Source organism: Humibacter sp., from assembly GCF_035547335.1.
Lineage (GTDB): Bacteria > Actinomycetota > Actinomycetes > Actinomycetales > Microbacteriaceae > Humibacter.
Genome location: NZ_DASZVF010000017.1, coordinates 19,378 through 46,000 on the forward strand (window position 1 = coordinate 19,378; position 26,623 = coordinate 46,000).

Sequence of the window (26,623 nt, forward strand, 5' to 3'; positions counted from 1 at the left end):
CGCCGTGGCGGGGCGGATACGAGGTCACACCAGGCTGCGAAGGACGTACTGCAGGATGCCGCCGTTGCGGTAGTAGTCGGCCTCACCCGGCGTGTCGATGCGCACGTCCGCGTCGAACTCGACCGGCTCTCTGCCCGCAGCGGATTGTGCGGTGGGCGTCGCGGTCACGTGAACGGTCTTCGGCGTCACGCCGTCGTTGAGCTGGGTGAGACCCGTGATGGCGATCTCCTCCGTGCCGTCCAGCCCGAGGCTGTTCGCCGACTCGCCTGCCGGGAACTGGAGCGGAACCACACCCATTCCGATGAGATTGGAACGGTGGATGCGCTCGAAGCTCTCCGCGATGACGGCCCGCACGCCGAGCAGCGTCGTGCCCTTCGCGGCCCAGTCTCGCGAGGATCCCGACCCGTACTCCTTGCCCGCCAGGATCACGAGCGGGATGCCCGCGTTCTGGTAGTTCACGGACGCGTCGTAGATGAACGACTGCGGCGCATCCGGCTGGGTGAAGTCCCTGGTGTACCCGCCTTCGACGCCGTCGAGCAGCTGGTTCTTCAGTCGGATGTTCGCGAACGTTCCGCGGATCATCACCTCGTGGTTGCCGCGCCGGGATCCGTAGGAGTTGAAGTCCTTGCGCTCGACACCGTGCTCGGTCAGGTAGCGGCCGGCAGGGCTGTCCGCCTTGATCGAGCCGGCCGGGCTGATGTGGTCGGTGGTGACCGAATCGCCCAGCTTGGCCAGCACGCGGGCACCGGCGATGTCGACGACGGGACTCGTCTCGATCGTCATGCCCTCGAAGTACGGCGGCTTGCGCACGTACGTCGACTTGGCGTTCCACTCGAACGTGGAGCCGGTCGGCGTGGGCAGCGAACGCCACCGCTCGTCGCCGTCGAACACACTGGCGTACTCGCGCGTGAACATGTCCTGGTTGATGGACTCGTCGATGGTCTGCTGCACCTCGGTGGCGTCCGGCCAGATGTCCTTGAGGAAGACCTGGTTGCCGTCCTGGTCGGTGCCCAGGGCATCCGTGTCGAAGTCGAAGTTCATCGAACCGGCGAGGGCGTACGCGATGACGAGCGGCGGGCTGGCCAGGTAGTTCATCTTCACATCGGGGTTGATGCGACCCTCGAAGTTGCGGTTTCCGGACAGCACCGCCGTGACAGCGAGGTCGTTCCCGTTCACCGCGGCTGAGATCTCCTCGGGCAGCGGGCCCGAGTTGCCGATGCAGGTGGTGCAGCCGTAGCCGACGAGATAGAACCCGAGGTCTTCCAGGTAGCCCGTGAGGCCCGCCTTCTCGTAGTACTCCGTGACGACCTTCGATCCCGGCGCGAGCGTGGTCTTCACCCACGGCTTCGCCTTGAGGCCCTTGCGCGAGGCGTTGCGTGCCAGCAGACCGGCGGCGAGCATCACCTCGGGGTTCGAGGTGTTCGTGCACGATGTGATGGCGGCGATGGCGACCGCGCCGTGATCGATCGTGAACTCGGCACCGTCCTGCTTCACCTTGGTGGGCTGCGAGACCGTGGACGGCGCGTGGCTCGCCAGCGTGGTGTCGAACTCGTGCTGGTGGCTGGCGCCGTCGACCTTGCGGTGGGCGGTCTCCTCGTCCTGCGAGGTGAAGCCGAGCGGGTCGGATGCCGGGAACGTGCCTTCCACCGCCTCATCGACGAGCGACACGCCAGGGTCGACGTAGTCGTTGAGGTCGTGCTCGAACTGCGCCTTCGCGGCACTCAGCTCGATGCGGTCCTGCGGACGGCGGGGGCCGGCGATGGACGGAACAACGCTTCCGAGGTCGAGCTCCAGGTATTCGCTGTAGGTCGCCTCGTTCGCCGGCTCGTGCCATAGGTGCTGAGCCTTCGAGTACTCCTCGACGAGGCGCACCTGCTCCTCGGAGCGTCCGGTGAGCCGCAGGTACTCCAGCGTCACGTCGTCCACGGGGAAGATCGCGGCCGTGGAGCCGAACTCCGGGCTCATGTTGCCGATGGTGGCGCGGTTCGCGAGCGGCACCTGAGAGACGCCCGCACCGTAGAACTCGACGAACTTGCCGACCACGCCGTGTCTGCGCAGCATCTGGGTGATGGTGAGCACGACATCCGTCGCCGTCACTCCCGCGGGGATGGAGCCGGTGAGCTTGAAGCCGACGACCTTCGGAATGAGCATCGAAACGGGCTGGCCCAGCATCGCGGCCTCGGCCTCGATGCCGCCGACGCCCCAGCCGAGCACGCCGAGGCCGTTGACCATGGTGGTGTGCGAGTCGGTGCCCACGAGCGTGTCGGGGTATGCCTGCAGCCTGCCACCCACTTCACGGGTGAACGTCACGCGGGCGAGGTGCTCGATGTTCACCTGGTGCACGATGCCGGTGCCGGGCGGAACAACCTTGAAGTCGTCGAACGCCGTCTGGCCCCAGCGCAGGAACTGGTACCTCTCGCCGTTGCGCTCGTACTCGAGCTCCACATTGCGCTCGAAGGAGTCGAGCGTGCCGAACACGTCGGCGATCACGGAGTGGTCGATGACGAGCTCTGCGGGCGCTAGCGGGTTGATCTTCTTCGGGTCGCCGCCGAGAGCCTCGACGGCCTCGCGCATGGTGGCCAGGTCGACGATGCACGGCACGCCCGTGAAGTCCTGCATCACCACGCGGGCCGGCGTGAACTGGATCTCCGTGCTCGGCTCGGCCTGCGGCTGCCAGTTGCCCAGCGCCTCGATCTGGCTCTTGGTGATGTTCGCGCCGTCTTCGGTGCGCAGCAGGTTCTCGAGCAGAACCTTGAGGCTGTACGGAAGCTTCTCGTAGCCGGGAACCGCGTCGATCTTGAAGATCTCGTAGTCCGTCGACCCCACCGTGATGGTGTCTCGTGCTCCAAAGCTGTTCACTGTGGGAACTCTGTCCGCAGACACGCTGCCCTCTCCTTCGTCGGCACCGGGAGCGACCGCCCCGTGTGAAACCATTCTGCTGACCCGCCCCGTCCCTGCTCCGGCGGGGCCGTCTGATCGAACGCCTTCGTGGCATCGCGATCACGCGAATTTATCTTGATATCGAGATAACTCTAACACCAGCAGTCGCTCGTCCAACCCCTTGCCAGGACGCGCGCGGATGCTTCAGCGCTCGTGCACGGCAGCTCGACCGGCAGGCACGATCAGTACCGGGAACCCGCAGCGTCGGCGATCGGGCCGCAAGTCAGGGGAGACGAACGCGATCAGTCCTCGGATGAGTGCTCGCGCTGTCCCTGCGGATACACCGCGCGGGCGACGAGCCACGACACCAGCACCAGAGTGGCGTAGAGCGGAACGCCCATGAGCAGCTTCGTGAAGCCGAGAGCGACCGTGAGCCCGGCGAAGTAGAGCGGCAGCTGCACGGCGAGGCGCACCGCGAACAGGGCGAACCAGCACAGCGTCAGCACCTGCATGGCGCGCCGCTTCGCCGTACTCGCGCGCCATGCGACGCCGTCGCCCATGAGGTATCCGATCACGAGCCCGAGCAGCGGCCATCGAACGAGCAACGAGACGAGCATCGCGGCCGCGTATGCCGCATCGATGACGAACCCGAGAACGAAGTTGTTCGCGGCATTCCCCGTGATGAGCGCGAGGATCGCCGACGCGGCGACACCGATGAGCCCTGCGACGGCCTGCGTCACCTGCGTCTTGGTCACGACCCTGACGAGCGTGAACACGAGAGCGACGAGCACGGATGCGCCGAGGGAGACCGGCATGGCCCATTGCTGCGCCCACGGCTCCTGGATGCTCGTGAGGATCGTGTACGGGATCAGGAACACCAGGCCGGGAAGGATGGTCTCGCACAGCCCGCGGATGCCGCCCATGGCCTCGAACAGCGCCCGTCCGGTCGGCGCGTCCGCGCCGCCGATGGCGCGCAGACCGGAACCGCTCGCGGCCTGGGCGAACGCTCTGCCCAGGGTGGGCGCATCCGTGTTCCCGGTGGGCTCACCCGCACGAGCGTCGGCCGTGGCCTCCGGGTCTCCCGGTCGGTGCGGCTCGGTCACGTGTCGCTCGGCGTGGCGGGCATGCGAAGCGGGATCAGATCTCGTGGCGGCATGGGCTGGTTGCCGCGCACGACGACGACACTGCGGAACAGGTCTTCGATCTCGGCGGCAGCACCCGGATCGATGGCGGCATCCCCCGCGATCACTCCGCGCAGGAACCAGCGCGGGCCGTCGACGCCGATGAAGCGCGCGATGCGGGTCTCCCCCGGCACCCCAGGCTGAGCGACCGGGATCTCGGCGACCAGCTCCGGCCCGAAGACGCCGTCCCGTTCGCTCGTGCGTCCACCCTGACGCTGGATCTGATCCGCGATCTGCGCGCGGATCTCGTGCCACAGCCCCGACGAGCGGGGAGCCGCGAACGGCTGGATCTGGAGCGTCGAGCCGGAGTAGTCGAGCCCGACGGCCACGACGCGGTTCGTCTCCTCTTCGACCTCCAGCCGCAGCTGCAGGCCCTCCCTAGGCAGGACCTTGACTCCGCCGAGGTCGATGTACGGCCGGACCGGATTGGCCTCGCTGTCGTCGAACGGGCCTTCCGTCTCACGGTCGGCCGGTGCCGACTTCTCCCATTCGTCGGGTGCGATGTCGCCTGTGTCGCTCACGCGTTCCCTCCTGATTGAACCGACGTGTATCCCGTCGAACCGAATCCGTTCGCTCCCCGAGCGCTGTCCGGCAGCTCGTCGACCTTCACGAACCGGGCTCTGGTCACCGGCACCACGATGAGCTGGGCGATGCGATCGCCGACCGAGACCGCGTACGGCGTCGCCGCATCGGTGTTGAGCAGCGTCACACGGATCTCTCCGCGGTAGCCGGCATCCACCGTTCCCGGCGCGTTGACGATGGTGATCCCGTGCCTGGCGGCGAGACCGCTCCTCGGCACCACGAACCCGGCGTAGCCCTCTGGCAACGCGATCGCCACTCCCGTGCCGACTGTCGCCCGTTCGCCGGGTGCGAGCACGACGGCCTCGGCGGCGCACAGATCGGCGCCCGCATCGTCGTGGTGCGCATACCGCGGGGGCTCCAGCGCGGTGGTCAGCACGTCGGCGGATTCGATCACGTGTCGAGGGTAGTGCAGAACTCTGGTCGAATAGACCCATGACCGTGTACCGAGAGCGGCTGTGGGCCGCCCCCTGGCTTTTCGTCGCGACGGCGCTCGTGATCCCCGCCAGCATCATCGTGTTCGCACCGATCAACATGATCATCGGCGTCGTCTGCGCCATCGTGCTGTACGCGGGATGCGTCGTCGGCCTGATCGCCGGGTCACCGACCATCGAGGTCACGACCGGCGAGCTGACGGCGGGACGCGCGCACATCGAACGGCGCTACCTCGGGGCTGCAGAGAGCTTCGACGGCAGCGAGGCCACGCTGCAGCGCGGCAGGCTTCTGGATGCCCGTGCCTGGCTGCTCATCAGGGGCTGGGTCAGCGGCGTCGTGCGCATCCCCATCCTCGACGACGACGATCCGGCGCCGTACTGGCTCCTCTCCAGCCGTCGCCCTGCCGAGCTCGCGCGGGCTCTCAATGACAGAGCCGGCGACACTCTGCCGCCGGCTCCACTTTCTTGAGAACGCGTCAGGCCGCGCACTCCACGCAGATCGGCCCCAGCTTCGTCTCGTGATCGATCTGCGAGCGGTGCTTCACGAGGAAGCAGTTCACGCACGTGAACTCGTCGGCCTGCGGAGGCAGGACGACGACGTCGAGATCGATGTCGGAGAGGTCAGCTCCGGGCAGTTCGAAGCCGCCCGGGTTGTCGGCATCATCGACGTCGACCACCCCGGACATCTTGTCGGGGACCCGCTCTTTGAGGGCCTCGATCGACTCTGAGTCGTCGTCGGTCTTCCGCGGCGCGTCGTAATCGGTTGCCATTCCCATCCACTTCTCGTAGTGCTGTCCGAAGAATTCGGCGGGCATAGTTTGCATCAGTGGGCCTGGAATAGCAAACAAGCCACGTCGGCTTCTTCGGCCTTGTGTGTTGCGCTCCGATCAACTCGCGGCGCGCCCCGGTTATTCCCGGGAAATGGGGACCCGTCATGGCAGGGTGGGGACGAACGCAACGAGGTCGAAAGAGGCGTTTCGCATGCAGGAATTGAAGGTCATCGGCGTCGAGAACGGCGCGCTGCTCGCCGCCAGCGACAGCGGTGAGCGCTTCCGCATCGCCATCGACGAGATGCTGCAGTCACGACTGCGTCAGCTCAAGCCCGACCCGGCGACCGGTCCGAAGGTGTCGCCCCGCGAGATCCAGGCGCACATCCGCTCCGGCCTCTCGGCCGAGGAGGTCGCGTCGCTCACCGGGGCGGCCATCGGATACGTGGAGCGTTTCGAAGGCCCCATCGTGGCCGAGCGCGAGCACATCGTCGCGTCGGCGCTGGCCGTTCCCGTGCGCACGGGCGCCGACATCGACCCGCTCAGCGAAGGGGACACGTTCGGCGCCGTCATCCGCGATCGGCTGGCCTCGCTCGGAGCGACCGGCGAACGGTGGACGAGCTGGAAGGAGCCGGAGAGCGGCTGGGTGGTCAAGCTGACCTTCACGGCTGACGACGTGGATCACGATGCTCGATGGGCGTTCGAGCCGCGCAAGATGGCCCTTGCGCCCTCGAACGCCGACGCTCACACTCTCTCGCAGCAGGGCGAACTGCAGACCGGGCTGATCCCGCGCCTTCGCGCGGTCTCCCCCGTCGTCCCCGTTCCCGAGGAGTCCCGGTTCGACAGCGGAGCCTTCACGTTCGACGACACGTCGGGTGCTCCGGCACGAGCGGAGTCGTTCGGACGCACCCCGCAGAACGTGAACAATGCGGTGACCGTGCAGGCCATCAAGCGCGCGGACGACGACGAGCCGCGTGACGTGCACCAGACCGCAGACCTGCTCGAGGCGCTGCGCAAGCGCCGCGGGGAGCGGGAGGCGGCTGGCATGCGGGATTCGCAACCGCAGGCCGTGGATGTGCCGCTCGACCCGTTCGACGTCGCGGATGCTCCTGCTCAGCAGGACTCACCCGCCGTGCCGCCCCCCGCTGATCGCGCCGGCACGCAGGGAACGGGTCCGGTGCGCGGCGCGAAGCGCGGACGCAAGTCCATGCCGAGCTGGGACGAGATCGTGTTCGGCGCACGCACCGACGACGACCTGGCCTGATCGGGCCGTACGTCTCGCGCGCCTGCGCCTCGACCCGCACTGGCGCCTCGGCCGGCACTGGCGTTTCGACCGGCTACTCGAACGCGCCGAGGCGAAGCAGCGGAACCTTCTGCTCCTCCGGGGTGAACGATCCGTGCTGGCCCACCATCTGCCTGGACCTCGCGCCCTCCGGCGTGGAGTCGTAGTACGCGATCCTCGCGCGCGCCGCGACGAGCACGTTTCCGATGCGCGGAGCCACCTCCGCGTCGACGGTAGGGCCGAACCATCCGGCCTCGATCGCCTCGGATCTCGTGGCGATCCACGATCGGTGGCCTTCCGCGTCGCGCCAAGCAGCGGCCAGCGCGCTTTCGTCGGACTCCGTCGCACCCGTGCGCAGATACAGCTGCAGCATCCGGGGATCGCCGCCCACGTGCTCGACGCCCTCTGTCAGCGCGGGCACCGTGTCGTACAGCACATGAGAGCCGGCAGGCACGTCGAGGATGCCGTGATCGGCCGTGACGAACGCCCCCTCCCCTGCCCGCAGCGATCTGGCCAGGCCGGAGATCGCCGAGTCGAGCTCTTCGAGAGCGATGAGCCAGGCATCCGATTCCCAGCCGGCGGCGTGCGCCGCGACATCCAGTTCCGGCACGTAGAGGTAGACGAGTCGCCTGCCTCCGCGGTCGAAGAGCTCGCGAACGAGCTCGACCCGCCGCTGCATGCTCGCGGCACCCACGTACTCGGCGCCGCGCAGCGCGGCAGCGGTGTACGACGAGCCGCGGTAGCGTTCTGGCCCGACGGCATACGAGGGGATGCCACGGCGAGCCGCGGTCTCGAACACGCTCTCACACCGCTGCCACCGCTCGGGCGCCGGCTCACCGGTCCAGCCGCTGAGGTGGTTGAACGTGGTTCCGGATGCCGGGTCGTAACCGCGGTAGCCGACGATGCCGTGCTCACCGGGAGCGCGGCCCGTGCACAGCGTGGCGATGGCGGCCGCCGTCGTCGTCGGGGAGCCGCTGTCGATCGTGGTCGCCCGCGTCAGACGCGGTCCCATGAAGCGCGCGTGGCCGGTGCGGGCACGCAGCGCGTGCGCGCCGAGGCCATCGGCCACCACCAAGACCGCCCTGGAGACCTCGGGGATCCCGATGGTCGGCTGCTCGCCAGACATGGCGGAGACGCAACTCGTCAGAACGTCGGCCAGGCTCGTCGTCGACGGGAAACCGGCCGGTAGCATTGTCCCCACTCGGCCAGTCTGACACACCCGAATGGGCTGGCATCCGTCCAGCAGGCGAGGTGCGAGCACCCACTTCCGCCGGCACGAGATTGCACGAATGAGCGCAGCAGACAACCGCAGATCACCTCGCACCGCAGCAGCGGAGAGCACCACCCCCGAGCGCATCGAAGACATCGACGTCTCGACGGAGATGCAGAGCTCCTACCTCGAGTACGCGTACTCGGTCATCTACTCGCGCGCTCTTCCCGATGCCAGGGACGGTCTCAAGCCCGTGCAGCGGCGCATCCTCTACCAGATGAGCGAGATGGGCCTACGGCCAGAGCGCGCACATGTGAAGTCGGCCCGCGTCACAGGCGAGGTCATGGGCAAGCTGCACCCGCACGGCGACTCCGCCATCTACGACGCTCTCGTGCGCATGGCGCAGGACTTCACGCTGCGGCTGCCGCTGATCGACGGCCACGGCAACTTCGGCTCCCTCGACGACGGCCCGGCCGCCGCCAGGTACACCGAGGTGCGTCTCGCCGCGGCAGCGCTCACGATGACGGACGGCATCGACGAGGACGAAGTCGACTTCGTCCCCAACTACGACAACCAGCTGACCCAGCCGGACGTGCTGCCGTCCGCGATCCCGAACCTCCTCGTGAACGGCGCGAGCGGCATCGCGGTCGGCATGGCGACGAACATGGCTCCCCACAACCTCATCGAGGTCGTCGGCGCGGCCCGCCACCTGCTCGCCCATCCGCACGCCACGCTCGACGAGCTGATGGAGTTCGTTCCGGGACCGGATCTGCCAGGCGGCGGCATCATCGTGGGCCTGGAGGGCGTCAAGGATGCCTACGCGACGGGACGAGGCACGTTCCGCACCCGGGCCAAGGTCTCGGTCGAGCCGATCACGGCGCGCAAGACGGGACTCGTCGTCACGGAGCTGCCGTACCTCGTGGGCCCCGAGAAGGTGATCGAGAAGATCAAGGACGGCGTCAACGCGAAGAAGCTCGCCGGCATCTCCGACGTCACGGATCTCAGCGACCGCAGTCGGGGGCTTCACCTCGTGATCGGCATCAAGACCGGGTTCAGCCCGCAGGCCGTGCTCGAGCAGCTCTACCGCTACACCCCCCTGGAAGACGGCTTCGCGATCAACAATGTCGCGCTCGTCGAGGGCAGCCCGCGCACCCTGGGGCTGCGGGAGCTGCTGCAGGTCTACCTCGACCACCGCATCGAGGTCGTGACGCGGCGCTCCCGCTACCGCCTGGCGCGCAAGCGTGAACGCCTGCACCTCGTCGAGGGCCTGCTGATCGCAATCCTCGACATCGACGAGGTCATCCAGGTCATCCGCACCAGCGACGACAGCGAGCAGGCACGCACGCGCCTCATGCAGGTGTTCGATCTGAGCCAGGTGCAGTCCGAGTACATCCTCGAGCTCAGGCTTCGCAGGCTGACCAAGTTCTCGCGCATCGAGCTGGAGACCGAGCGGGACAACCTCATCGCGGAGATCGCCGAGCTCGAGGACATCCTCGCCAGCGAAGAGCGCATCAAGGACGTCGTCTCCCAGGAGCTCTCGGACGTGGCCGAGAAGTACGGAACGCCGCGTCGCACCATGCTGACCTCGGCCGCGCCGTCGAAGGCCGTGAACGGCTCGAAGGCGCAGGCCGTGCTGGAGGTCGCGGACGCCCCGTGCCGGGTGTTCCTCTCGTCGACCGGCCGTCTCGTGCGCGTAGACCTCCAGCCGGATGCCGACGGCACTCCCCCGCGCATCACGCCGCCGACGCGGCGCAGCAAGCATGACGCCGTGCTCTCGTCCATCTCGACGACGAGCCGGACGGAGATCGGCGCGGTGACGAGCGCCGGACGGATCGTGCGATTCGTGCCGGTCGACCTTCCGGGCGTCCCCGCCAACTCGGTGCAGTTCGGAGCCGGTGTGCGGGCCTCGGACTACATCGGGCTGACGGACAAGGGCGAGCGGGTGCTCGCGCTCGTGTCCCCGGACTCGGAGGTGCCGCTGGCGGTGGGCACGGCCCAAGGCGTCGTCAAGCGGCTGACCCCCGGCGACTGGGCCAACAAGCCGGAGTTCGAGGTGATCGCTCTGAAGCCGGGCGACAGTGTGCTCGGCGCGGGCGAGGCATCCGACTCCGACGAGCTCGTGTTCGTCACGACGGACGCCCAGCTGCTGCGGTTCCCCGCTTCGTCGGTGCGGCCCCAGGGTCGTGGGGCTGGAGGCATGGCGGGCGTGAAGCTGGCGTCCGGTGCCGCAGCGCTCTCGTTCGGCGTCGTCCCCCAGAGCGCGACAGACGCGGTGGTCGTCACGATCGCCACCAGCGCGAGCACTCTGCCAGGAACCAACCCGGGAAGCGGAAAGGTCTCGCCCTTCGCGGAGTTCCCTGCCAAGGGCAGGGCGACCGGCGGTGTGCGTGCCCAGCGCTTCCTGAAGGGAGAGGACCAGCTGTCGGTCGCCTGGGTGGGCGAGGCGCCCGCGCTCGCGGTCTCCGCCGACGGCACGCCGAGAACGCTCCCGGAAGGCGGCGCCAAACGCGACGCCTCCGGCACTCAGCTCGACGCCGTCATCGCCGCCGTGGGTACAGCGGTGCGCTGAGCCGGTTCAGGCGTCGATGCGCTCCCTGTCGAGCTGGTCGCCGCCGGAGATGATGAACTCCTTGCGGGGCGCGACGTCATTGCCCATCAGCATCTCGAACACGTCGGCCGCCCGCTCCGCGTCATCCAGCCGGACCCGGCGCAGCAGCCGGTGCGTCCTGTCCATGGTCGTGGTGGCGAGCTGGTCGGCGTCCATCTCTCCGAGGCCCTTGTAGCGCTGCGGCGGCTCCTGCCAGCGCTTGCCGGCCTTCTTGAGATTGCCCAGCACGGCGTGCAGTTCCTGATCCGAGTACGTGTAGACGGTCTCGTTCGGCTTCGATCCCGGGTTCATCACGATCACGCGGTGCAGCGGCGGCACGGCGGCGAACACCCTGCCCGCCTCGATCATCGGCCGCATGTACCTGAAGAACAGCGTGAGCAGCAGGGTGCGGATGTGCGCGCCGTCGACATCCGCATCGCTCATGATGATGACCTTGCCGTACCTGGCAGCGTCGAGATCGAACGTGCGCCCCGACCCCGCGCCGATGACCTGGATGATCGACGCGCACTCCTGATTCGAGAGCATGTCGGAGATCGACGCCTTCTGCACGTTCAGGATCTTCCCCCTGATCGGCAGCAGCGCCTGATGCTCGCTGTCTCGCGCTCGCCTCGCGGTGCCGAGCGCCGAATCGCCCTCGACGATGAACAGCTCGGTGGTCGCGACATCCGTTGAGCGGCAGTCGACCAGCTTCGACGGCAGGGACGACGTCTCGAGCGCGTTCTTGCGCCGCTGCGTCTCCTTGTGGGCCCTCGCGGAGATGCGCGACTTCATCTCCGAGACGACCTTGTCGAGCAGACCGGCGGACTGCGCCTTGTCATCGCGCTTCGGCGAGGCGAAGCGGGCGGCGAGACCGTCGCTGACGACCTTGGCCACGATGCCCCGCACCGCAGGAGTGCCGAGCACCTCCTTCGTCTGGCCCTCGAACTGCGGCTCAGGAAGCCGGACGGTGAGCACACCGGTGAGGCCGGCGAGGATGTCGTCCTTCTCCAGCTTCTCGTTGGCCGTCACCTTGAGCCTTCTGGCGTTCTGCTCGACCTGCTGGCGGAAGAACTTCATCAGGCCCTGGTCGAACCCGGCCTGGTGGCTTCCGCCCTTGGGAGTGGCGATGATGTTGACGAACGTGCGGAAGACCGTGTCGTATCCGGTGCCCCAGCGCAGCGCGATGTCGACCTCGCACTCCCGCTGCACCTCGGTCGGAACCATCGCACCGCGCTCGTTCAGCACGGGGATCGTCTCGGTGAAGGTCCCCGAGCCGGAGAGGCGCCATGTGTCGGTGATGGCGGTGTCCGGCGCGAGGTAGTCGGCGAATTCGCTGATGCCGCCCTCGTAGAGGAAGTCGGTGCGCTCGGCGATGCCGGAGCGGGCATCCGTGATGCCGATCGTGATGCCGGGAACGAGGAAGGCCGTCTGACGCGCGCGGCCGACGAGGTCATCGACGCTGAACTCGGCGTTCTTGCCGAAGATCTGGCGATCCGCCCAGTACCTGATGCGCGTGCCTGTGACGCCCTTCGCGACCTTGCCGACGACGCGCAACTCGCTCTTCGCCTCGAACGGAGTGAACGGGGAGAGCGGGCTGGGCTCGCCCGAGTCGGCGAAGACGCCGGGCTCTCCCCTGTGGAACGACATCGCCCAGGTCTTGCCGTTGCGGTCGACCTCCACATCGAGGCGTTCCGACAACGCGTTCACGACAGAGGCGCCGACACCGTGCAGTCCTCCCGACGAGGAGTACGAGCCTGAGCCGAACTTGCCGCCGGCGTGCAGCTTGGTGAAGACGACCTCGACGCCGGAGAGACCGGTCTTGGGCTCGATGTCCACGGGGATTCCGCGGGCCTTGTCGCGCACCTCCACGCTCTCGTCGGGGTGCAGGATGACCTCGATGTCGGAGCCGAAACCCGCGAGGGCCTCGTCGACCGAGTTGTCGATGATCTCCCAGAGGCAGTGCATGAGGCCGCGGGCGTCCGTCGAGCCGATATACATGCCGGGGCGCTTGCGCACGGCCTCCAGTCCTTCCAGCACGGAAAGGTGTCTGGCGGAGTAGTCGTTCGTCGCCACGGGTGCTCCTGTCGTCCGGGTTCGGTCCGCCGCTCGTCACAGCACAGACATCGGATGCCGTCGGTCGACGTGTCTCCTGCGGAGCGGATCGGGCCGCCCTCCAGACTATCGAGCGTCGGGCACCGGCCCTGTCACCGACACCCGATGGCGCAACCCCGGCGAGCACACGCATACGCGCACAGCGAAATGGGCGGCTCCAGCGCATGCGCTCGGGACCGACGTGCTTGTATTGATGGCAGGTACTCGCGAACGATCCGGGTTTTCCAGAAAGGAGCTCAGCATGTCGAACTACGCAGGCCACGTCGCCACCCCCGGTGCCGACGAGCTCCCCACGGGCCCGGCGCTGACGGCTGCGGACCGCTGCGATGCGTGCGGCGCCCAGGCGTATGTGCGTGCGACAGTGAACGGCAGCGAACTGCTGTTCTGCGCCCACCACGCCAAGAAGCACCAGGAGAAGCTCTCCAGCATCGCCACCAGCTGGCACGACGAGAGGGCCAAGCTCTTCGAGGACCAGCGCGCCTGACGGCCCAGGTCCAGCACTCGATGAGGGCCTCATCGCTTCGGCGGTGAGGCCCTCGTTCCGTTTACCGGAGTGACGTGCCAAGAGCGCGTGCCGGTGCCGGCGCGGTCCGTTTCAGAGATCGACGTGACGGTGTCAGCGCGCTCCGGCGTCTCGATAGACACGCGGGATGCGCCTGTCCACTTTGAGCACGATCTCCTCGCCGATCGTGTCGATCGCCTCCGCCCACTCCGTCGCCGTCTGCTCGCCGTCGTCTCCTGGTCCGAACAGCACCGCCTCGTCGTCCGTCGTGGCGTCGAGGGCCGCCACCGTCATCCAGTCGCGGTCGACGTGCAGCACGGGATGCCTTCGTCCGCCGATGCCGACGCCGACACGGCCCGGGTCCTCGCTCCGCCACCTCGTGTCGCCGGAGGAGACGGAGCGTGGAACCCCGTGCCAGGCGCCGAGCGGGAGCACCGCCTCGCCGTCGCGCACCTCGACGACACGCGTGCGCAGCGACATGACGGGGCTGATCCCGAGGGCGCCCTCGTGCGGGCCGCCCGCAGGCGAGATGCCGTAGATGAAGGCCCCGATCCGCACCAGGTCGTATCGGAACTCGGGCCGCAGGAAAGCGGCCGCGCTCGCAGCGAGGTGGCGGACCGTCGGTGCCAGGCCTGCGGCGCGGGCCGACGCGATCGCGACCTCGAACCTCCCACGCGCCTCGTCGTCGTCTTCGTCGGATGCCTCGGAGATGTGGCTCCACAGGCCCGTGACGACGATCCGTCCTTGCTCCTCCAGCTGCGCGGCCCTGGAGACGAACGCAGGCCAGTCCTCCACGCGAACGCCGTTGCGATTAAGGCCCGTGTCGACCTTGAGGTGCACGCGAACGGGTCGTCCGTTCCCGGCCGAGGCGACAGCCTCGAGCACCTCGCGGTCTCCGACACCGAGGTCGATACCTGCCCGGGCGGCGGCCGCGAATTCGTCCTGGGGGCTGAGCAGCCACGCGAACACGCGAGCCGCGTCGCCGACGAGGCCGCGCATCCGCAGAGCGGTCTCGAGCTCGAGAGCGCCGATCCAGCGCACACCGCCTGCGATGGCGCGGGGCACGAGCATGTCTGCTCCGTGGCCGTACGCGTCGTTCTTGACGACGAACATCGTCTCGGCCGGCGCGACGCGGCTGCGTACCGCGCGCAGATTGGCGTCGAACCGGCCCAGGTCGACTCTCACGTGCGTCAGCGGGTCTGCGGCGCTCATCGGGTGTAGCTCCGCGCCACTCGGGGGCCGATGGACGCCGCGATGTCGACGGGGTCATACTTCGCGACCTGCGCCCAGTCGGTCACGCCGGGCTCGCCCTTCGCCGGGTCGCCGAGGAAGACCACCTCGTCGCCTGCGCGCGCACGTGCCTGTCCGAGGTCGATCACGACGACATCCATGGCCACGCGTCCGATCATCCGAGCGAGAGTGCCATCGACCAGCACGAAGGCGTGGTTTCCGACGCTCCTCGGCACCCCGTCGGCGTAGCCGCCGGTGACCAGGGCGATCCTGCCGTCGGACGGAGCGCGGTAGATGTATCCGTACGAGACGCCCTCCCCCGCGCGGATGGCCTTGACGGTGACCACCCGCCCGGTGAGACGTGCGACAGGCGTCCCGGTGGCCGTGCCGTCCGGCAGCGGGATACCGTACAGTCCGCGTCCAACGCGCACGTAGTCGTCGCCGTGACCGAAACCCGCGAGAACGCCGCGCGTGCCGTGCAGGTGCGCAGGGGCCGACGGCGCCAACGCGCGACTCGCCTCCAGCGCCGCCGATGCCTCGTCGTGAGCGGTTCCGGCTCCGGCGACGCCCATGATCCCGGTCACCGGCACCGCGTCCGCGACGGCGTCGAACGAAACCCGGTCGTCGGGGCTGATGCCGCGGCGCGCCGACCCGCAGTCGATCACGACGTGCGCTCCCGACGCGCCGTGCCCGGCCGCTGTGCGCGCCTCCTCGGGCGTCGAGACCGCAGCGTGCACCTCAAGGCCCGCCACGTCGGGGCCGATCGGTCGCAAAGCCAGGAGCGGTGCCGTAATCCCCGCATCGCGCAGCACGATGGCCTCGTCGAAATCCGCAACCGCCAGCTGAGCCGCGCCCGCCTCGACGGCCGCGCGGGCGACCGGCACCAGCCCGTGTCCGAAGCCGTCGTGGTCGACGCGCGCGATGAGGCCGGCGGCGGACGCGTTGTAGCGGCGCACGTTCGCTTCGAGGGCATCCAGCCGCACCGTCAACGTGCGGGAATCGGCGGTCACGGCAGCACGGTCCTCCTGGTCACAGCGCGTTGGACGTCACTGAATCGTCGTGAACACCGAGGAGACGTGTGCTCGCATGCGCTCGGCCGCGCGGTCGGCGAGGCGATCCAGTTCGGCGAGCGAGGCATCCGGTTCGTAATGGGCGCCGGCGTGCGTCGCCGCGGCATCCGCCAGCTCGTCGGCGAGCCACGGATTCAGCGGAAGGAGCGGGCCCTGCAGCAGGGTTCCCGTGATGGTGGCTGTGCGCACGCCGTCGCCTCGGGAGACGCTGCCCGTGACATCGCGCACGATCGTGGCGAACGGCGTCTGCACTCCGGTGAGCTCGGTGGCCTGGTCCTCGAACCCGGTGATCCGACGGGACCCGGCAGCTCCGCTCGTCGGCGATGCGTCAGCGATCACGTAGCCGACGCGACGTGGGCGACCACGATGCGCGACGGCGGAGACGAGTCCGAGCCCTTCCCACTGCCCAGAGGCGTCTTCGATGCGCGAGCAGAGCAGCTCGAGTCCCGCGCCGACGGCGAAGAACGGCACGCGCTGCGCCCAGTCCGTCAACGTGGCCCTGTTCGCCACCGCATCGGCGTGGACGCGCCGGATGGCCGACAGCGGGCCGTTTCCGATGACGACGATGTCCGGCTCACCGTCCAGCGCATCACCGGGACGATGCGTCTCGACGCTCACGTGGATTCCCGATCTCTCGAGCCGTGTGCGCAACACGGCCACGTTGCCGGCGTCGCCCGTGACGCCGAGCTCGTCGGGGTACAGCTGCAGAATGCGCACCGTGGCGCCGGTGTCGGTCACAGGCGGGTCTCCAGGTCGGGGAATCCGAGATGCTTGCGTGCCAGCATCATCTGCTCGTAGTTCACGAACCACAGCTTGCGGTCCTGAGTCGGGGCGGGCAGTTCGCGCATGATGGCGATCGCCTTCTCCAGGTCAGGCTCGACGGTGCCGACGGGAACTCCGGCGTAGGCCAGCCGAAGCGCGACCTGCCATGCCTTCTCACCTGTGACGACGTCGACGTGGTCGAGCGCGTCGAAATCGACGTCGTAGATCCACGAGATGTCGGGTGTGCCCTCGTCGAGCGCGAACATCACCTGCTCGGGCGGCGTGCTCAGCGAGTCGAGGTTGAGCTGCAGACTCGGGCCGTTCTTGAACATGATGAACTCGACCGACTCCTCGCCGAACGGGATGACCTCGCCCCGTCCGTACGCGGGCCGCATCGCGGCGAACGCCCTGGTCAGCAGCGCGGAGTCGAACGCGTCGCCCATCACCAGCCTCGCCGTCGCGGATGCCGCGGCCGCATCCATTGCATAGTGCAGACCGCGCGCCGGAAGCTCGACCTCCACCGCCTCTTCACCGAGCGCGAGGGTCGCCTCTCTGCCGCCGAACGAGCGCACCTCGGCGAGCGGGTTCGGCCGGGCATCCGCGGACCCCGCCCTGAAGTCGGGCGCGTTCAGGAGGCCGTGCTTGCTGGTGGCGAGAACCGCCTCGGATGCGCCGAAGAACGTCACGTCCGGAACCGATCGCGAGCCGAGCCGGCTCCGCACCTGGCTGAGCAGCGGATCCTCACGGTTCGTCACGATGTGCTGGCCGGCGAGCACCGAGGCGTCCAGCATCATGTCGGCGACGCGCTCCGTCTCGTAGAAGCGGTACAGCTGGTCCACCTGGCAGTTCAGCATCAGCACCGTTCGAGGGCTGAGCAGCCGCGCGAGATCGACGGCGAACGCCTCATCCACCTCCAGCACCGCGACGTCGGCAGGCAGCCTGCCGGACAGCGAGACCTCCGAGAGCATCGCCGAGGCGATGCCCTGCGGAAGGTTCGCGCCCGTGGGGTTGGTGAACACCCTCAGCCCGTGGGCCCTGAGCACTTCCGACACCATGTGCGTGGTCGTCGACTTGCCGTTGGAGCCCAGCACGAAAACGACACCGTGCCCCCACTGGGCGGAAACGTCCTCGATGAACCGGGGCCAGACTCTGCGCACCAGGTACCCGGGGAAGGCGGAGCCGCCTCCCCTCAAGCGTGTGGCGAACCGCGCGAGGCGGCCGAGCAGGATCGCGAAGAATCGCCTCACGCGCGGCCTACTCGAGGTAGTCGCGCAGCGACTGGGACCGCGAAGGGTGCCGCAGCTTGGCCATCGTCTTCGACTCGATCTGGCGGATGCGCTCGCGCGTCACACCGAACGTGTCTCCGATCTGGTCCAGCGTCTTCGGCATCCCGTCGCCGAGTCCGAACCGCATGCGGATGACTCCGGCCTCGCGCTCCGAGAGCGAGTCCAGCAGGCTCTCCAGCTGCTTCTGCAGCATGGTGAAGCCGACCGCATCCGCCGGGACGACAGCCTCGGTGTCCTCGATCAGGTCGCCGAATTCGCTGTCGCCGTCCTCGCCGAGAGGCGTGTGCAGCGAGATCGGCTCGCGACCGTACTTCTGCACCTCGACGACCTTCTCCGGGGTCATGTCGAGCTCCTTGGACAGCTCTTCCGGAGTGGGCTCCCTGCCGAGGTCCTGCAGCATCTGGCGCTGAACACGCGCCAGCTTGTTGATGACCTCGACCATGTGCACGGGGATTCGGATGGTGCGGACCTGGTCGGCCATGGCGCGCGTGATCGCCTGACGGATCCACCAGGTCGCGTACGTGGAGAACTTGAAGCCCTTCGTGTAGTCGAACTTCTCGACGGCACGGATGAGACCCAGGTTGCCTTCCTGGATCAGATCCAGGAACTGCATGCCACGGCCGGTGTAGCGCTTGGCCAGCGACACCACGAGACGGAGGTTCGCTCCCAGCAGGTGGCTCTTCGCGCGCTGACCGTCACGGGCGACCCACGCGAGGTCACGACCGAGCTGCGACCGCTTCTCCTGGTCGCTCATCTGGCCGAGTTTCTCCTCGGCGAACAGGCCGGCCTCGATACGCATCGCCAGCTCGACCTCTTCGGCCGCGTTCAGCAGCGCCACCTTGCCGATCTGCTTGAGGTAGTCCTTCACCGGGTCGGCGGTAGCGCCCGTGATCTGGGCGGAGTAGACGGGTACGTCGTCTTCCTCGTCCGCCGCGCGCAGCACGATAGCTCCCGTGGGAAGCGCCTCCGGAGCGTCGTCGGCCGCCTCGGTGGTCGCGGCGGGCTTGGCGTCGTCGTCGGCGGAATCCGCCGCCTCGGTCACCTCTTCCGTCACCTCGACGTCGGCCTCGTCGACCACCTCGGTGTCGTCGAGCTCGGTGGGCTCGACGTCATCGGGCTCGACCTCGTCCAGCTCGTCCTCGTCTGCCGCCTTCGTGGGCGAAGCCTTGCTGGACGCCTTCGCCGTGGATGCCTTGCTCTTGGCCGCGGGCTTGCCCGCAGTGGACTTGGCCGTGCTCTTCGTCGCCGGCTTCGCCGACGTTTTCGGGGTCGCCTTGGCCGCTGTCGTCTTCGACGCGGCGCGCGCCGAAGACTTGGCGGCGGTTGTAGTTGTGGGCTCCTCTACCGTGGGGGCTTCAGCGGTTTTGGTTGCCATGGAGTTCACCTTCCAGCCCTCTCGTGCGGCACGCGCAGCGATGCTGTTCGAGGGGGTTCGGGTCGCTTGCGGACACTATGAGGACCCATGTCAAGTCCGGAATCTGATCGCACTTCCGCCGTCGGCCACTGGCCGAGCGCGCGTTGGGTGCTGTCCGAAGATGAACGGGTCCAATCATCGATTATTGCACGAATTGGGACCGCTGCCGCGCATCGCCGCTCGCTCATCGCTCAGCGGCGATTCCTGTTCCACCGTGCCACAAGTGCAACCCACAAGGGCCCCACCTCTATTCCCTCATCGTCGAGAAGACGCCTGCGAGTTCGGCGCCTGGCATTGACGAGGAACGCCATCCCGACCCCCACCACGACGTATTGGATCGCGAAGGCGATCCGGAATCCGTCGACCGTGTACGCACCGGAGCCCGTGAGCCGGGCCCACCAGTCGAGCAGCACGCCCATGAGGTAGATCATGACGAAGCTCGCCGCGAAACCGCCGACGTTGACGAATCCGTTCGCGGACCCGAGCGCGTGCATCGGATTGGAGGTGCGCGCGAAGTCGAAGCCGATGAGCGAGCCGGGACCGCCGGCCCCGATGACGGCGAGGAGCACCACGACCAGCCAGACCGGCGGTGAACCCGGCCAGAGCAAGAGCGCTGTCCAGACGACCGCCATGGCGATCACGATCGTGATCACGATGTTGCTTCTGCGAAGCGGGAAACGAGCGGTGAGGATGCCGAGCAGCGGCCCGACCACGAGCGCTGCGCCGACGATGACGGTGAGCATCCAGGACGCCTCGTCCGGCGTATAGCCCAGCGCGTACACCATGAAGGGCAGGCCCCACATGAGCGCGAACACCGTGCCGGAGGACTGGGTCACGAAGTGGGACCAGAACCCGAGCTGCGTGCCGGGCCGGGCGATGGCGATGCCCAGCTGCCGCAGGGACTGCCGCCAGTTCGGGGGCCGCTGGCCCTCCTCGGCGCCGGCCGGCCGATTTCGTACCGTGAGCAGGATTCCGACGAAGGCGACGAGTGCGACGCCCGCTGCCGAGACGAATGCCGCGGTCCAACCGGACTCGTGCAGCAGCAACGCGAAGGGCACGGCGGAGAGCACCTGTCCGAGCTGGCCGATGTTGCCCACCCATTGCGACAGCTGCGGCACCATGCGCCCGGTGAACCACGAGTTCACGAGACGGATGAGCGACGTGAAGATCATGGCGTCGCCGGCGCCGACGAGCACTCTGCCGGCCACGGCGATGCCGATGAGGCCGGAGAAGGCCACGGTCACCTGGCCGGCCGCCATCAGCGCCGTGCCCGTGAGCATGAGGGCGCGTGGACCCACCCGGTCGATGAGCACGCCGATCGGGATCTGCATTCCCGCGTAGACGATGAGCTGCAGAACGGCGAGTGTGGACAGCAGGGATGCGGTGGAGTGGAATCGGTCGGTCGCGGCGACGCCCGCGACGCCGATCGTGGTGCGCTGCATCACGGCCACGAGGTATCCGAAGACGCCCACGGCGAAGATGAGCCACGAGCGCGCCGAATTCACCCCACTACGTTACGCGGCATCACGGCCGCCTCCCATCGGGCGGCGACGCTCACGCGGCGGAACGCGCGATGGCGTCGCACGGCGGAGCGGGTCGCGCAGCGGACTCGCCGTCAGCGACCGGGCGTGTCCTCGTCGCCCCGTCGGCGGTAGGCGAGGAAGTTCTCCAGCTCCGTCGCGATCTCGTCCGCGGACGGAAGGGCGCCATCCAGATGCGTCAGAGGCGACTTGAGCGGGCTGTCCTGCATGTAGGCGTCGTGCCGCTGCTCCAGGGCGCCGACGAGGCGTTCCAGCTCGGCGTTGCCCGCGACCTGCTCGTCGATGTTGGCGACGAACTCGCGGTCCTCTTCTCTCAGCTTGTCCGTCGGGAAGATGAGGCCCGTGGCGGAGCTGATGCTCTCCAAACCCGCGATGGCCGCCGCCGGATACTCGGTGTCGCCCAGGTAGTGCGGAACGAGCAGCACGAAACCGATCGTGGATGCCCCGACCTCCTGCAAGCGGTACTCGATGAGGTGCATGGCCGTGGCCGGCGCCTGGGTGGTGGGTCGCCAGACGGACATGGCATCCGCCAGGCCCTCCCTGTTGCCGCTCACCGTGACGCCGATCGGCCGGGTGTGCGGTACCGGCATCGGGATGGAGTGCACCCAGATCGTCGAGCGCACGCGCAGCAGGGACACGAGGTCGAGCACCGCGCTGCTGAAACGCTCCCACTGGAAGTCCGGCTCGTACCCGGTGAGCAGCAGGAACTGCTGCCCCAGTTCGTCGCGCATCAGGTAGAGGCTGAGCTGCGCCGGACGATAGTCGGTGATGTGGTCCTGATCGAACGTGATGATCGGCCGCCTGGCGCGATAGTCCAGCAGCGCATCCGAGTCGAAACGCGCGATCTCCTGCGCCTCGAGCGTGCTCAGCAGATACGAGTTCAGCTGAGAGACGGCGCTTCCGGCATCGGCGAACCCGGTGAGCGCGGCGACCAGATAGAGCCCGGTCGGCACGGTGTCGAACGCCGTTCGGACGTCGTAGAGCTCGCGCGGATCCTGCATGGAATCCATGCTAGCCAGCCGCCCCCGCGCCACCCCGCCCGTCGTGCAAGCCCTCAGCGAACACCGCGGCGCCTGGCCCGTACGATTCCTTTCATGTCTGCCTCCAGCCCCGTCTCCCCCGCACCTCGGCGCACCTCCGCCCCGCGCCTCGTCGTCACAGGGGCACGGCCCGACGTCCGCCCCGGCGACGTGCTCGCGCTCTTCGTGCGCACCAGCAAGGGATCGCCCGTCGTGCTCGGCCGCGAGGCCGCATCCGAGCTGCTGGCCCAGCTCAGAGCGACGGGCGGTGCAGACGAGGTGTCGCGGGTGCCGGCCGGGGTGCTCGACGAGCTGCCCACGATGCTCGTCGGCGTCGGCTCGGACGTGACGGAATCCGCGCTTCGCGCAGCGGCAGGCGTCGCCGCGCGTGCCGCGGCCGGGGACGGCAGGCTCATCATGGACGCTTCCCCGTCGTCCGACTCACAGGTGTCCGCGCTGCTGGAGGGCGCGGCTCTGGGCGGCTACGTCTACGCGGGAAAGCCGCGTAGCGACTCCGACCGATCCCCGGTCCCGGAGATCGTCGTTCTCGCGTCGTCCGACACCGCCGCCGGCCTGGAGCACAGGGCGACCGTGCTCGCCGAGGCCGTGCTGCTCACGCGAGACCTCGTGAACACACCGCCGTCGGAGCAGAGCCCGGCCGAGCTGGCGGACGCCGCAGTGGAGTGTGCGTCCGGCCTGCCGATCGAGGTGCGCGTGTGGAACGAGGCCGCGCTCGCCGAGGACGGGTTCGGCGGCATCCTCGGCGTCGGGAAGGGCTCGACCCGGCCGCCACGCCTCGTGCGACTCGACTACGCACCGGAAGGCGCAGGCGTGCATCTCGCGTTCGTCGGCAAGGGCATCACGTTCGACTCCGGAGGACTGTCGCTGAAGCCGCCGGCCGGGATGGTGGGCATGAAGTACGACATGGCCGGAGCGGCATCCGTGCTCGCGGTCGTCGTCGCCGCCGCGCGGCTCGGAGTTCCGGTTCGGGTGACGGGCTGGATGTGCATCGCGGAGAATCTGCCGTCCGGCTCGGCCATGCGTCCGAACGACGTTCTAACGATCAGAGGCGGAACCCGCGTCGAGGTGCTCAACACCGACGCGGAAGGACGACTCGTCCTCGCGGACGGTCTGCGGGCGGCGACAGAGGAGCATCCGGATGCCGTCATCGACATCGCGACGCTCACCGGCGCGGAGGTGGTGGCGCTCGGCACGCGCTACTCCGCCGCGATGGGCGACGATGCGCTGGTGCGGCGCGTGAAGGATGCCGCCGAGCGTTCGGGTGAGCTGGTGTGGCCGATGCCTTTGCCGTCGGAGCTTCGCGCGCGGCTGCGATCGGAGGTCGCCGATCTCACGAACGCCACCCCGGGGAACACGGCGGCCGGCATGCTGCTCGCCGGTGTCTTCCTCCGGGAGTTCGTCGGGAAGGCATCCGAGGAGGCGGACGCCCCGGCCGTGCCGTGGGCGCACCTCGACATCGCCGGCTCCGCGCAGAACGACGGGGGCGCCTACGGGTACACGGCAAAGGGTGCGACGGGCGTGCTCGTGCGCACGCTCGTGGCCGTGACGGAGGACTTCGGAGCGCAGTAGTAGGGTCGTATGGGCAGGAACGCCTGCCCAACGACGGCCACCTGCAATCGCACACACACACTCGCAGGCGGTGACGTCCCACCATCCCGACCCGAGGAGTGAATGGGTGTCTGAGCAGAACTTCGACATCGTTGTTCTGGGAGGCGGGAGCGGAGGCTACGCGGCGGCTTTGCGCGCGAGCGAACTCGGCTTCTCCGTCGCCCTGATCGAAAAGGACAAGGTCGGAGGGACCTGCCTGCACAGGGGATGCATCCCCACGAAGGCGCTCCTGCACTCCGCCGAGGTCGCCGACTCCGCACGCGAGGCCGCCAAGTACGGCATCTCCGCCGTGTTCGAAGGCGTCGACATCGAGGCCGTGACGGCATACCGCGAGGGCGTCGTCGCCAAGAAGTACAAGGGACTCCAAGGGCTGGTCAAGGCTCGCGGGATCACGACCGTCGAGGGAGAGGGCCGCCTGGTCGCGGCCAAGACCGTGCGCGTCGGTGACGTCGACTACGTCGGCAAGAACGTGGTGCTGGCCACGGGCTCGTACGCGCGCTCGCTTCCGGGACTCGAGATCGGCGGCCGCGTGATCACGAGCGAGGAGGCGCTCCAGCTGGATTTCGTGCCCCGCAAGGTCGCTGTGCTCGGCGGCGGAGTCATCGGCGTCGAGTTCGCGAGCGTGTGGAAGTCGTTCGGCGCCGAGGTCACGATCATCGAGGCGCTCCCCCACCTCGTTCCCAATGAAGACGAGTCCATCAGCAAGTCGCTGGAACGTGCGTTCCGCAGGCGCGGCATCGACTTCCGGCTCGGCGTGCGGTTCCAGGGCGTCACGCAGAACGACGAGGGCGTGGCCATCACGCTCGAGAACGGTGACACGGTGGATGCCGAGCTGCTGCTGGTCGCCGTCGGCCGCGGCCCCGCGACGGCCGGTCTCGGCTACGAGGAGGCCGGTGTGACGGTGGATCGCGGCTTCGTGATCACCGACGAGCGGCTCCGCACCAGCGTGGACGGCGTGTACGCCGTCGGCGACATCGTTCCCGGGCTGCAGCTCGCGCACCGCGGATTCCAGCAGGGGATCTTCGTCGCGGAGGAGATCGCGGGTCTGAACCCCATCGTCGTCGAAGACGTGAACATCCCGAAGGTGACGTACTGCGAGCCGGAGGTCGCTTCGATCGGGCTCAGCCAGGCCAAGGCAGAAGCCCAGTACGGCAAGGAGAACGTCTCGTCGTACGACTACAGCCTGGCGGGCAACGGCAAGAGCGAGATCATCGGCACGACCGGCTCCGTGAAGGTCGTGCGGGTCAAGGACGGCCCCGTCGTCGGGGTGCACATGATCGGCGATCGGGTGGGAGAGCTGATCGGAGAGGCACAGCTCGCCGTGAACTGGGAGGCCTACCCCGAGGACATCGCGCCGTTCATCCACGCTCACCCGACGCAGAACGAGGCGCTCGGCGAAGCGTTCCTCTACCTCGCGGGCAAGCCGCTGCACACGTTGTGATACCCCGGCACCGCCGAGGCACTGCAATAAGCTTTCGTAACGAATCGCATTCTTGAAGGAGACAGAGTCATGAGCGAATCCGTCAGCCTCCCGGCACTCGGCGAGAGTGTCACGGAAGGCACGGTAACCCGCTGGCTGAAGCAGGTGGGCGACCGCGTCGAGGTCGACGAGCCTCTGCTCGAAGTATCGACCGACAAGGTCGACACGGAGATCCCGTCGCCGGTGGCCGGCGTCGTGGAGCAGATCCTCGTGCAGGAGGATGAAACGGTCGAGGTCGGCACCGCGCTCGTGACCATCGGAGACGGGTCGGGCGCAGGGGCCGGCAGCGACGCTCCTGCCGCACCGCAGGAGACGGCCGAGCCCGCGCCGACCGAGCAGCCCGCCCCCGCCGAGCAGCAGCACGCTCAGCAGGCACACGCCGAGCAGCCGGCACAGCAGCAGCCGGCACCGGAGCCTGCTCAGCAGCCGCAGGCATCCGCACAGGCCGAGGTCCCCTCCAACGCCGCCGAGACTCCTGCCGAAGCTCCCGCGCCTGCCGCCCCGGTCGACCAGCCGCCCGCGGCGCAACAGCCGCAGCAGCCGGCGCCCGAGCAGGCTCCCGCGCCCGCTCAGGCACCTGCCCAGGCCGCACCTGCGCAAGCAGCACCCGCGCAAGCAGCACCCGCCCAGGTCGCGTCGGCACAGGCCGCGCCTGCACCCGCACCCGTCCCGGCAGCATCGGCGCCCGCAAGCACGCAGGGCGGCACCACGCCGGCGGCGCCCGCGGCCCCGCAGACGACCGGGTCGCACGCGGGATCGGGATATGTGACACCCATCGTCCGCAAGCTCGCGAACGAGCAGGGTGTCGACCTCTCGACCGTCAGGGGCACGGGCGTCGGCGGCCGCATCCGCAAGGAGGACGTGCTCAGCGCGGGCGCCGGAACGTCGGCGGCTCCCGCTGCCGCGGCCAGCACCAAGCTCGAGACCTCTCCGCTTCGGGGCACCGTGCAGCCCATGTCGCGCCTCCGCAAGGTCGTCGCCGACCGCGCGGTCGTGTCGATGCAGAACTCGGCCCAGCTGACGACCGTGGTCGAGGTGGACGTCACGAAGGTGGCGGCTCTGCGCAACCGCGTGAAGGCGGACTTCGAGAAGGCGACGGGAACGAAACTGTCGTTCCTGCCGTTCTTCACGCTCGCTGCCGCCGAAGCGCTGAAGGCCTATCCGGTCATCAACGCGACCGTCGACGGTGAGAACATCGTCTACCCGGACCACGAGAACATCTCCATCGCGGTGGACACGGAGCGCGGCCTGCTCACCCCGGTGGTGCGTTCGGCGAGCGAACTGAACATCGCCCAGCTGTCGCAGCAGATCGCCGACCTCGCGCAGCGCACGCGCGACAACAAGCTGAAGCCCGACGAGCTCGCCGGCGGCACGTTCACGGTTACCAACACGGGTTCGCGAGGGGCTCTCTTCGACACGCCTCTCGTGTTCCTGCCGCAGGTCGCCATCCTCGGCACCGGCATCGTGTCCAAGAAGCTGGTCGTGGTGCAGGCCGACGGCGGCGACTCGATCGCGATCCGCTCCACGGTGTACCTCGCTCTGTCGTACGACCACCGCATCGTCGACGGCGCGGACGCGGCTCGATTCCTCGTGGCCGTCAAGAACCGTCTCGAAGAGGGCGCGTTCGACTCCGATCTCGGCATCTGATTCCGCAGCAC

The 26,623-nt window shown here is 68.5% G+C and carries 21 protein-coding genes; 7 read left to right on the forward strand and 14 right to left on the reverse strand.

Annotated features, from left to right (window positions below):
* Window positions 1-24 precede the first annotated feature (24 nt).
* The 4 genes from VHB92_RS04765 to dut all read right to left on the reverse strand — a co-directional run bounded on the left by VHB92_RS04765 (window position 25) and on the right by dut (window position 5,037).
* Window positions 25-2,934 (reverse strand): aconitate hydratase, encoded by a 2,910-nt coding sequence (locus VHB92_RS04765; RefSeq protein ID WP_325451927.1) that lies wholly within the window; start codon window positions 2,932-2,934, stop codon window positions 25-27.
* Window positions 2,935-3,182: 248 nt separating this feature from the next.
* The gene (locus tag VHB92_RS04770) at window positions 3,183-3,983 is read right to left on the reverse strand and encodes a DUF3159 domain-containing protein (RefSeq protein WP_325451929.1); all 801 of its coding nucleotides are present in this window, start codon (window positions 3,981-3,983) and stop codon (window positions 3,183-3,185) included.
* Window positions 3,980-4,582, reverse strand: coding sequence for a DUF3710 domain-containing protein (locus VHB92_RS04775; protein ID WP_325451931.1), 603 nt, complete (start codon window positions 4,580-4,582; stop codon window positions 3,980-3,982). Before VHB92_RS04775 ends, VHB92_RS04770 begins: the two co-directional genes overlap by 4 nt.
* A complete protein-coding gene (gene dut / locus VHB92_RS04780) occupies window positions 4,579-5,037 on the reverse strand; it encodes a dUTP diphosphatase (protein ID WP_325451933.1) in 459 nt (152 codons plus the stop codon). The genes VHB92_RS04775 and dut overlap by 4 nt, the downstream gene beginning before the upstream one ends.
* Before the next feature lie 38 nt (window positions 5,038-5,075).
* On the opposite strand from dut, the gene VHB92_RS04785 reads away from it, so the two are divergent.
* A complete protein-coding gene (locus tag VHB92_RS04785; protein WP_325451935.1) occupies window positions 5,076-5,543 on the forward strand; it encodes a DUF3093 domain-containing protein in 468 nt (155 codons plus the stop codon).
* A 7-nt stretch (window positions 5,544-5,550) separates the two neighbouring features.
* Here VHB92_RS04785 and VHB92_RS04790 read toward each other — a convergent pair whose 3' ends face one another.
* The gene (locus VHB92_RS04790) at window positions 5,551-5,844 is read right to left on the reverse strand and encodes a DUF4193 domain-containing protein (RefSeq protein ID WP_325452007.1); all 294 of its coding nucleotides are present in this window, start codon (window positions 5,842-5,844) and stop codon (window positions 5,551-5,553) included.
* A 211-nt stretch (window positions 5,845-6,055) separates the two neighbouring features.
* Here VHB92_RS04790 and sepH point away from each other — a divergent pair, with 211 nt between their 5' ends.
* Window positions 6,056-7,105 (forward strand): septation protein SepH, encoded by a 1,050-nt coding sequence (sepH, locus tag VHB92_RS04795; protein ID WP_325451937.1) that lies wholly within the window; start codon window positions 6,056-6,058, stop codon window positions 7,103-7,105.
* A 73-nt stretch (window positions 7,106-7,178) separates the two neighbouring features.
* On the opposite strand, the gene VHB92_RS04800 is transcribed toward sepH, so the two are convergent.
* Window positions 7,179-8,315 carry an alkaline phosphatase family protein gene (locus tag VHB92_RS04800; protein ID WP_325452009.1) on the reverse strand — a complete coding sequence of 379 codons (1,137 nt, stop codon included), beginning with the start codon at window positions 8,313-8,315 and terminating at the stop codon, window positions 7,179-7,181.
* Window positions 8,316-8,412: 97 nt separating this feature from the next.
* Here VHB92_RS04800 and VHB92_RS04805 point away from each other — a divergent pair, with 97 nt between their 5' ends.
* Window positions 8,413-10,902 (forward strand): DNA topoisomerase IV subunit A, encoded by a 2,490-nt coding sequence (locus VHB92_RS04805; protein WP_325451939.1) that lies wholly within the window; start codon window positions 8,413-8,415, stop codon window positions 10,900-10,902.
* A 6-nt stretch (window positions 10,903-10,908) separates the two neighbouring features.
* Here the strand turns inward: VHB92_RS04805 and VHB92_RS04810 are convergent, their stop codons facing one another.
* Window positions 10,909-12,993 (reverse strand): DNA topoisomerase IV subunit B, encoded by a 2,085-nt coding sequence (locus VHB92_RS04810; RefSeq protein WP_325451941.1) that lies wholly within the window; start codon window positions 12,991-12,993, stop codon window positions 10,909-10,911.
* A 280-nt stretch (window positions 12,994-13,273) separates the two neighbouring features.
* On the opposite strand from VHB92_RS04810, the gene VHB92_RS04815 reads away from it, so the two are divergent.
* Window positions 13,274-13,516, forward strand: a complete 243-nt coding sequence (locus VHB92_RS04815; RefSeq protein ID WP_325451943.1) for a DUF7455 domain-containing protein — start codon at window positions 13,274-13,276, stop codon at window positions 13,514-13,516.
* A 132-nt stretch (window positions 13,517-13,648) separates the two neighbouring features.
* Here VHB92_RS04815 and VHB92_RS04820 read toward each other — a convergent pair whose 3' ends face one another.
* From VHB92_RS04820 to VHB92_RS04850, 7 genes are all read right to left on the reverse strand, one after another.
* Window positions 13,649-14,746: an alanine racemase gene (locus VHB92_RS04820; protein ID WP_325451945.1), complete on the reverse strand. Its 1,098-nt coding sequence runs from the start codon at window positions 14,744-14,746 to the stop codon at window positions 13,649-13,651.
* Window positions 14,743-15,774 carry an alanine racemase gene (locus tag VHB92_RS04825; protein WP_325451946.1) on the reverse strand — a complete coding sequence of 344 codons (1,032 nt, stop codon included), beginning with the start codon at window positions 15,772-15,774 and terminating at the stop codon, window positions 14,743-14,745. The genes VHB92_RS04820 and VHB92_RS04825 overlap by 4 nt, the downstream gene beginning before the upstream one ends.
* Before the next feature lie 36 nt (window positions 15,775-15,810).
* Complete coding sequence (locus VHB92_RS04830; protein WP_325451948.1) at window positions 15,811-16,572, reverse strand: hypothetical protein; 762 nt, start codon at window positions 16,570-16,572, stop codon at window positions 15,811-15,813.
* A complete protein-coding gene (locus tag VHB92_RS04835; protein ID WP_325451950.1) occupies window positions 16,569-17,843 on the reverse strand; it encodes a MurT ligase domain-containing protein in 1,275 nt (424 codons plus the stop codon). The genes VHB92_RS04830 and VHB92_RS04835 overlap by 4 nt, the downstream gene beginning before the upstream one ends.
* Before the next feature lie 7 nt (window positions 17,844-17,850).
* Window positions 17,851-19,299: an RNA polymerase sigma factor gene (locus tag VHB92_RS04840; RefSeq protein ID WP_325452011.1), complete on the reverse strand. Its 1,449-nt coding sequence runs from the start codon at window positions 19,297-19,299 to the stop codon at window positions 17,851-17,853.
* A gap of 188 nt (window positions 19,300-19,487) precedes the next feature.
* On the reverse strand, window positions 19,488-20,801 hold the full coding sequence (locus tag VHB92_RS04845; RefSeq protein WP_325451952.1) for an MFS transporter: 1,314 nt from the start codon (window positions 20,799-20,801) through the stop codon (window positions 19,488-19,490).
* Between the two features lie 110 nt (window positions 20,802-20,911).
* Window positions 20,912-21,838 (reverse strand): PAC2 family protein, encoded by a 927-nt coding sequence (locus VHB92_RS04850; protein WP_325451954.1) that lies wholly within the window; start codon window positions 21,836-21,838, stop codon window positions 20,912-20,914.
* 93 nt (window positions 21,839-21,931) lie between these two features.
* Between VHB92_RS04850 and VHB92_RS04855 the strand changes: the two genes are divergently transcribed.
* The 3 genes from VHB92_RS04855 (at window position 21,932) to VHB92_RS04865 (ending at window position 26,612) form a co-directional block, all read left to right on the forward strand.
* Window positions 21,932-23,446: a leucyl aminopeptidase gene (locus tag VHB92_RS04855; protein WP_325451956.1), complete on the forward strand. Its 1,515-nt coding sequence runs from the start codon at window positions 21,932-21,934 to the stop codon at window positions 23,444-23,446.
* Window positions 23,447-23,552: 106 nt separating this feature from the next.
* Entirely contained in the window at window positions 23,553-24,926 is a 1,374-nt protein-coding gene (gene lpdA / locus VHB92_RS04860) for a dihydrolipoyl dehydrogenase (protein WP_325451958.1), read from the forward strand.
* A 69-nt stretch (window positions 24,927-24,995) separates the two neighbouring features.
* Window positions 24,996-26,612, forward strand: a complete 1,617-nt coding sequence (locus VHB92_RS04865; protein ID WP_325451960.1) for a 2-oxo acid dehydrogenase subunit E2 — start codon at window positions 24,996-24,998, stop codon at window positions 26,610-26,612.
* The last annotated feature ends 11 nt before the right edge of the window (window positions 26,613-26,623 follow it).

Excerpts from the sequence above, each read along its gene's own strand:
- VHB92_RS04805 (WP_325451939.1), top strand. The coding sequence starts at position 8,413 with ATGAGCGCAGCAGACAACCGCAGATCACCTCGCACCGCAGCAGCGGAG.
- VHB92_RS04855 (WP_325451956.1), top strand. The coding sequence starts at position 21,932 with ATGTCTGCCTCCAGCCCCGTCTCCCCCGCACCTCGGCGCACCTCCGCC.
- VHB92_RS04820 (WP_325451945.1), bottom strand. The coding sequence starts at position 14,746 with ATGAGCGCCGCAGACCCGCTGACGCACGTGAGAGTCGACCTGGGCCGG.
- VHB92_RS04790 (WP_325452007.1), bottom strand. The coding sequence starts at position 5,844 with ATGGCAACCGATTACGACGCGCCGCGGAAGACCGACGACGACTCAGAG.
- VHB92_RS04785 (WP_325451935.1), top strand. The coding sequence starts at position 5,076 with ATGACCGTGTACCGAGAGCGGCTGTGGGCCGCCCCCTGGCTTTTCGTC.
- VHB92_RS04865 (WP_325451960.1), top strand. The coding sequence starts at position 24,996 with ATGAGCGAATCCGTCAGCCTCCCGGCACTCGGCGAGAGTGTCACGGAA.
- VHB92_RS04850 (WP_325451954.1), bottom strand. The coding sequence starts at position 21,838 with ATGCAGGATCCGCGCGAGCTCTACGACGTCCGAACGGCGTTCGACACC.
- VHB92_RS04800 (WP_325452009.1), bottom strand. The coding sequence starts at position 8,315 with ATGCTACCGGCCGGTTTCCCGTCGACGACGAGCCTGGCCGACGTTCTG.
- VHB92_RS04815 (WP_325451943.1), top strand. The coding sequence starts at position 13,274 with ATGTCGAACTACGCAGGCCACGTCGCCACCCCCGGTGCCGACGAGCTC.
- VHB92_RS04765 (WP_325451927.1), bottom strand. The coding sequence starts at position 2,934 with ATGGTTTCACACGGGGCGGTCGCTCCCGGTGCCGACGAAGGAGAGGGC.
- sepH (WP_325451937.1), top strand. The coding sequence starts at position 6,056 with ATGCAGGAATTGAAGGTCATCGGCGTCGAGAACGGCGCGCTGCTCGCC.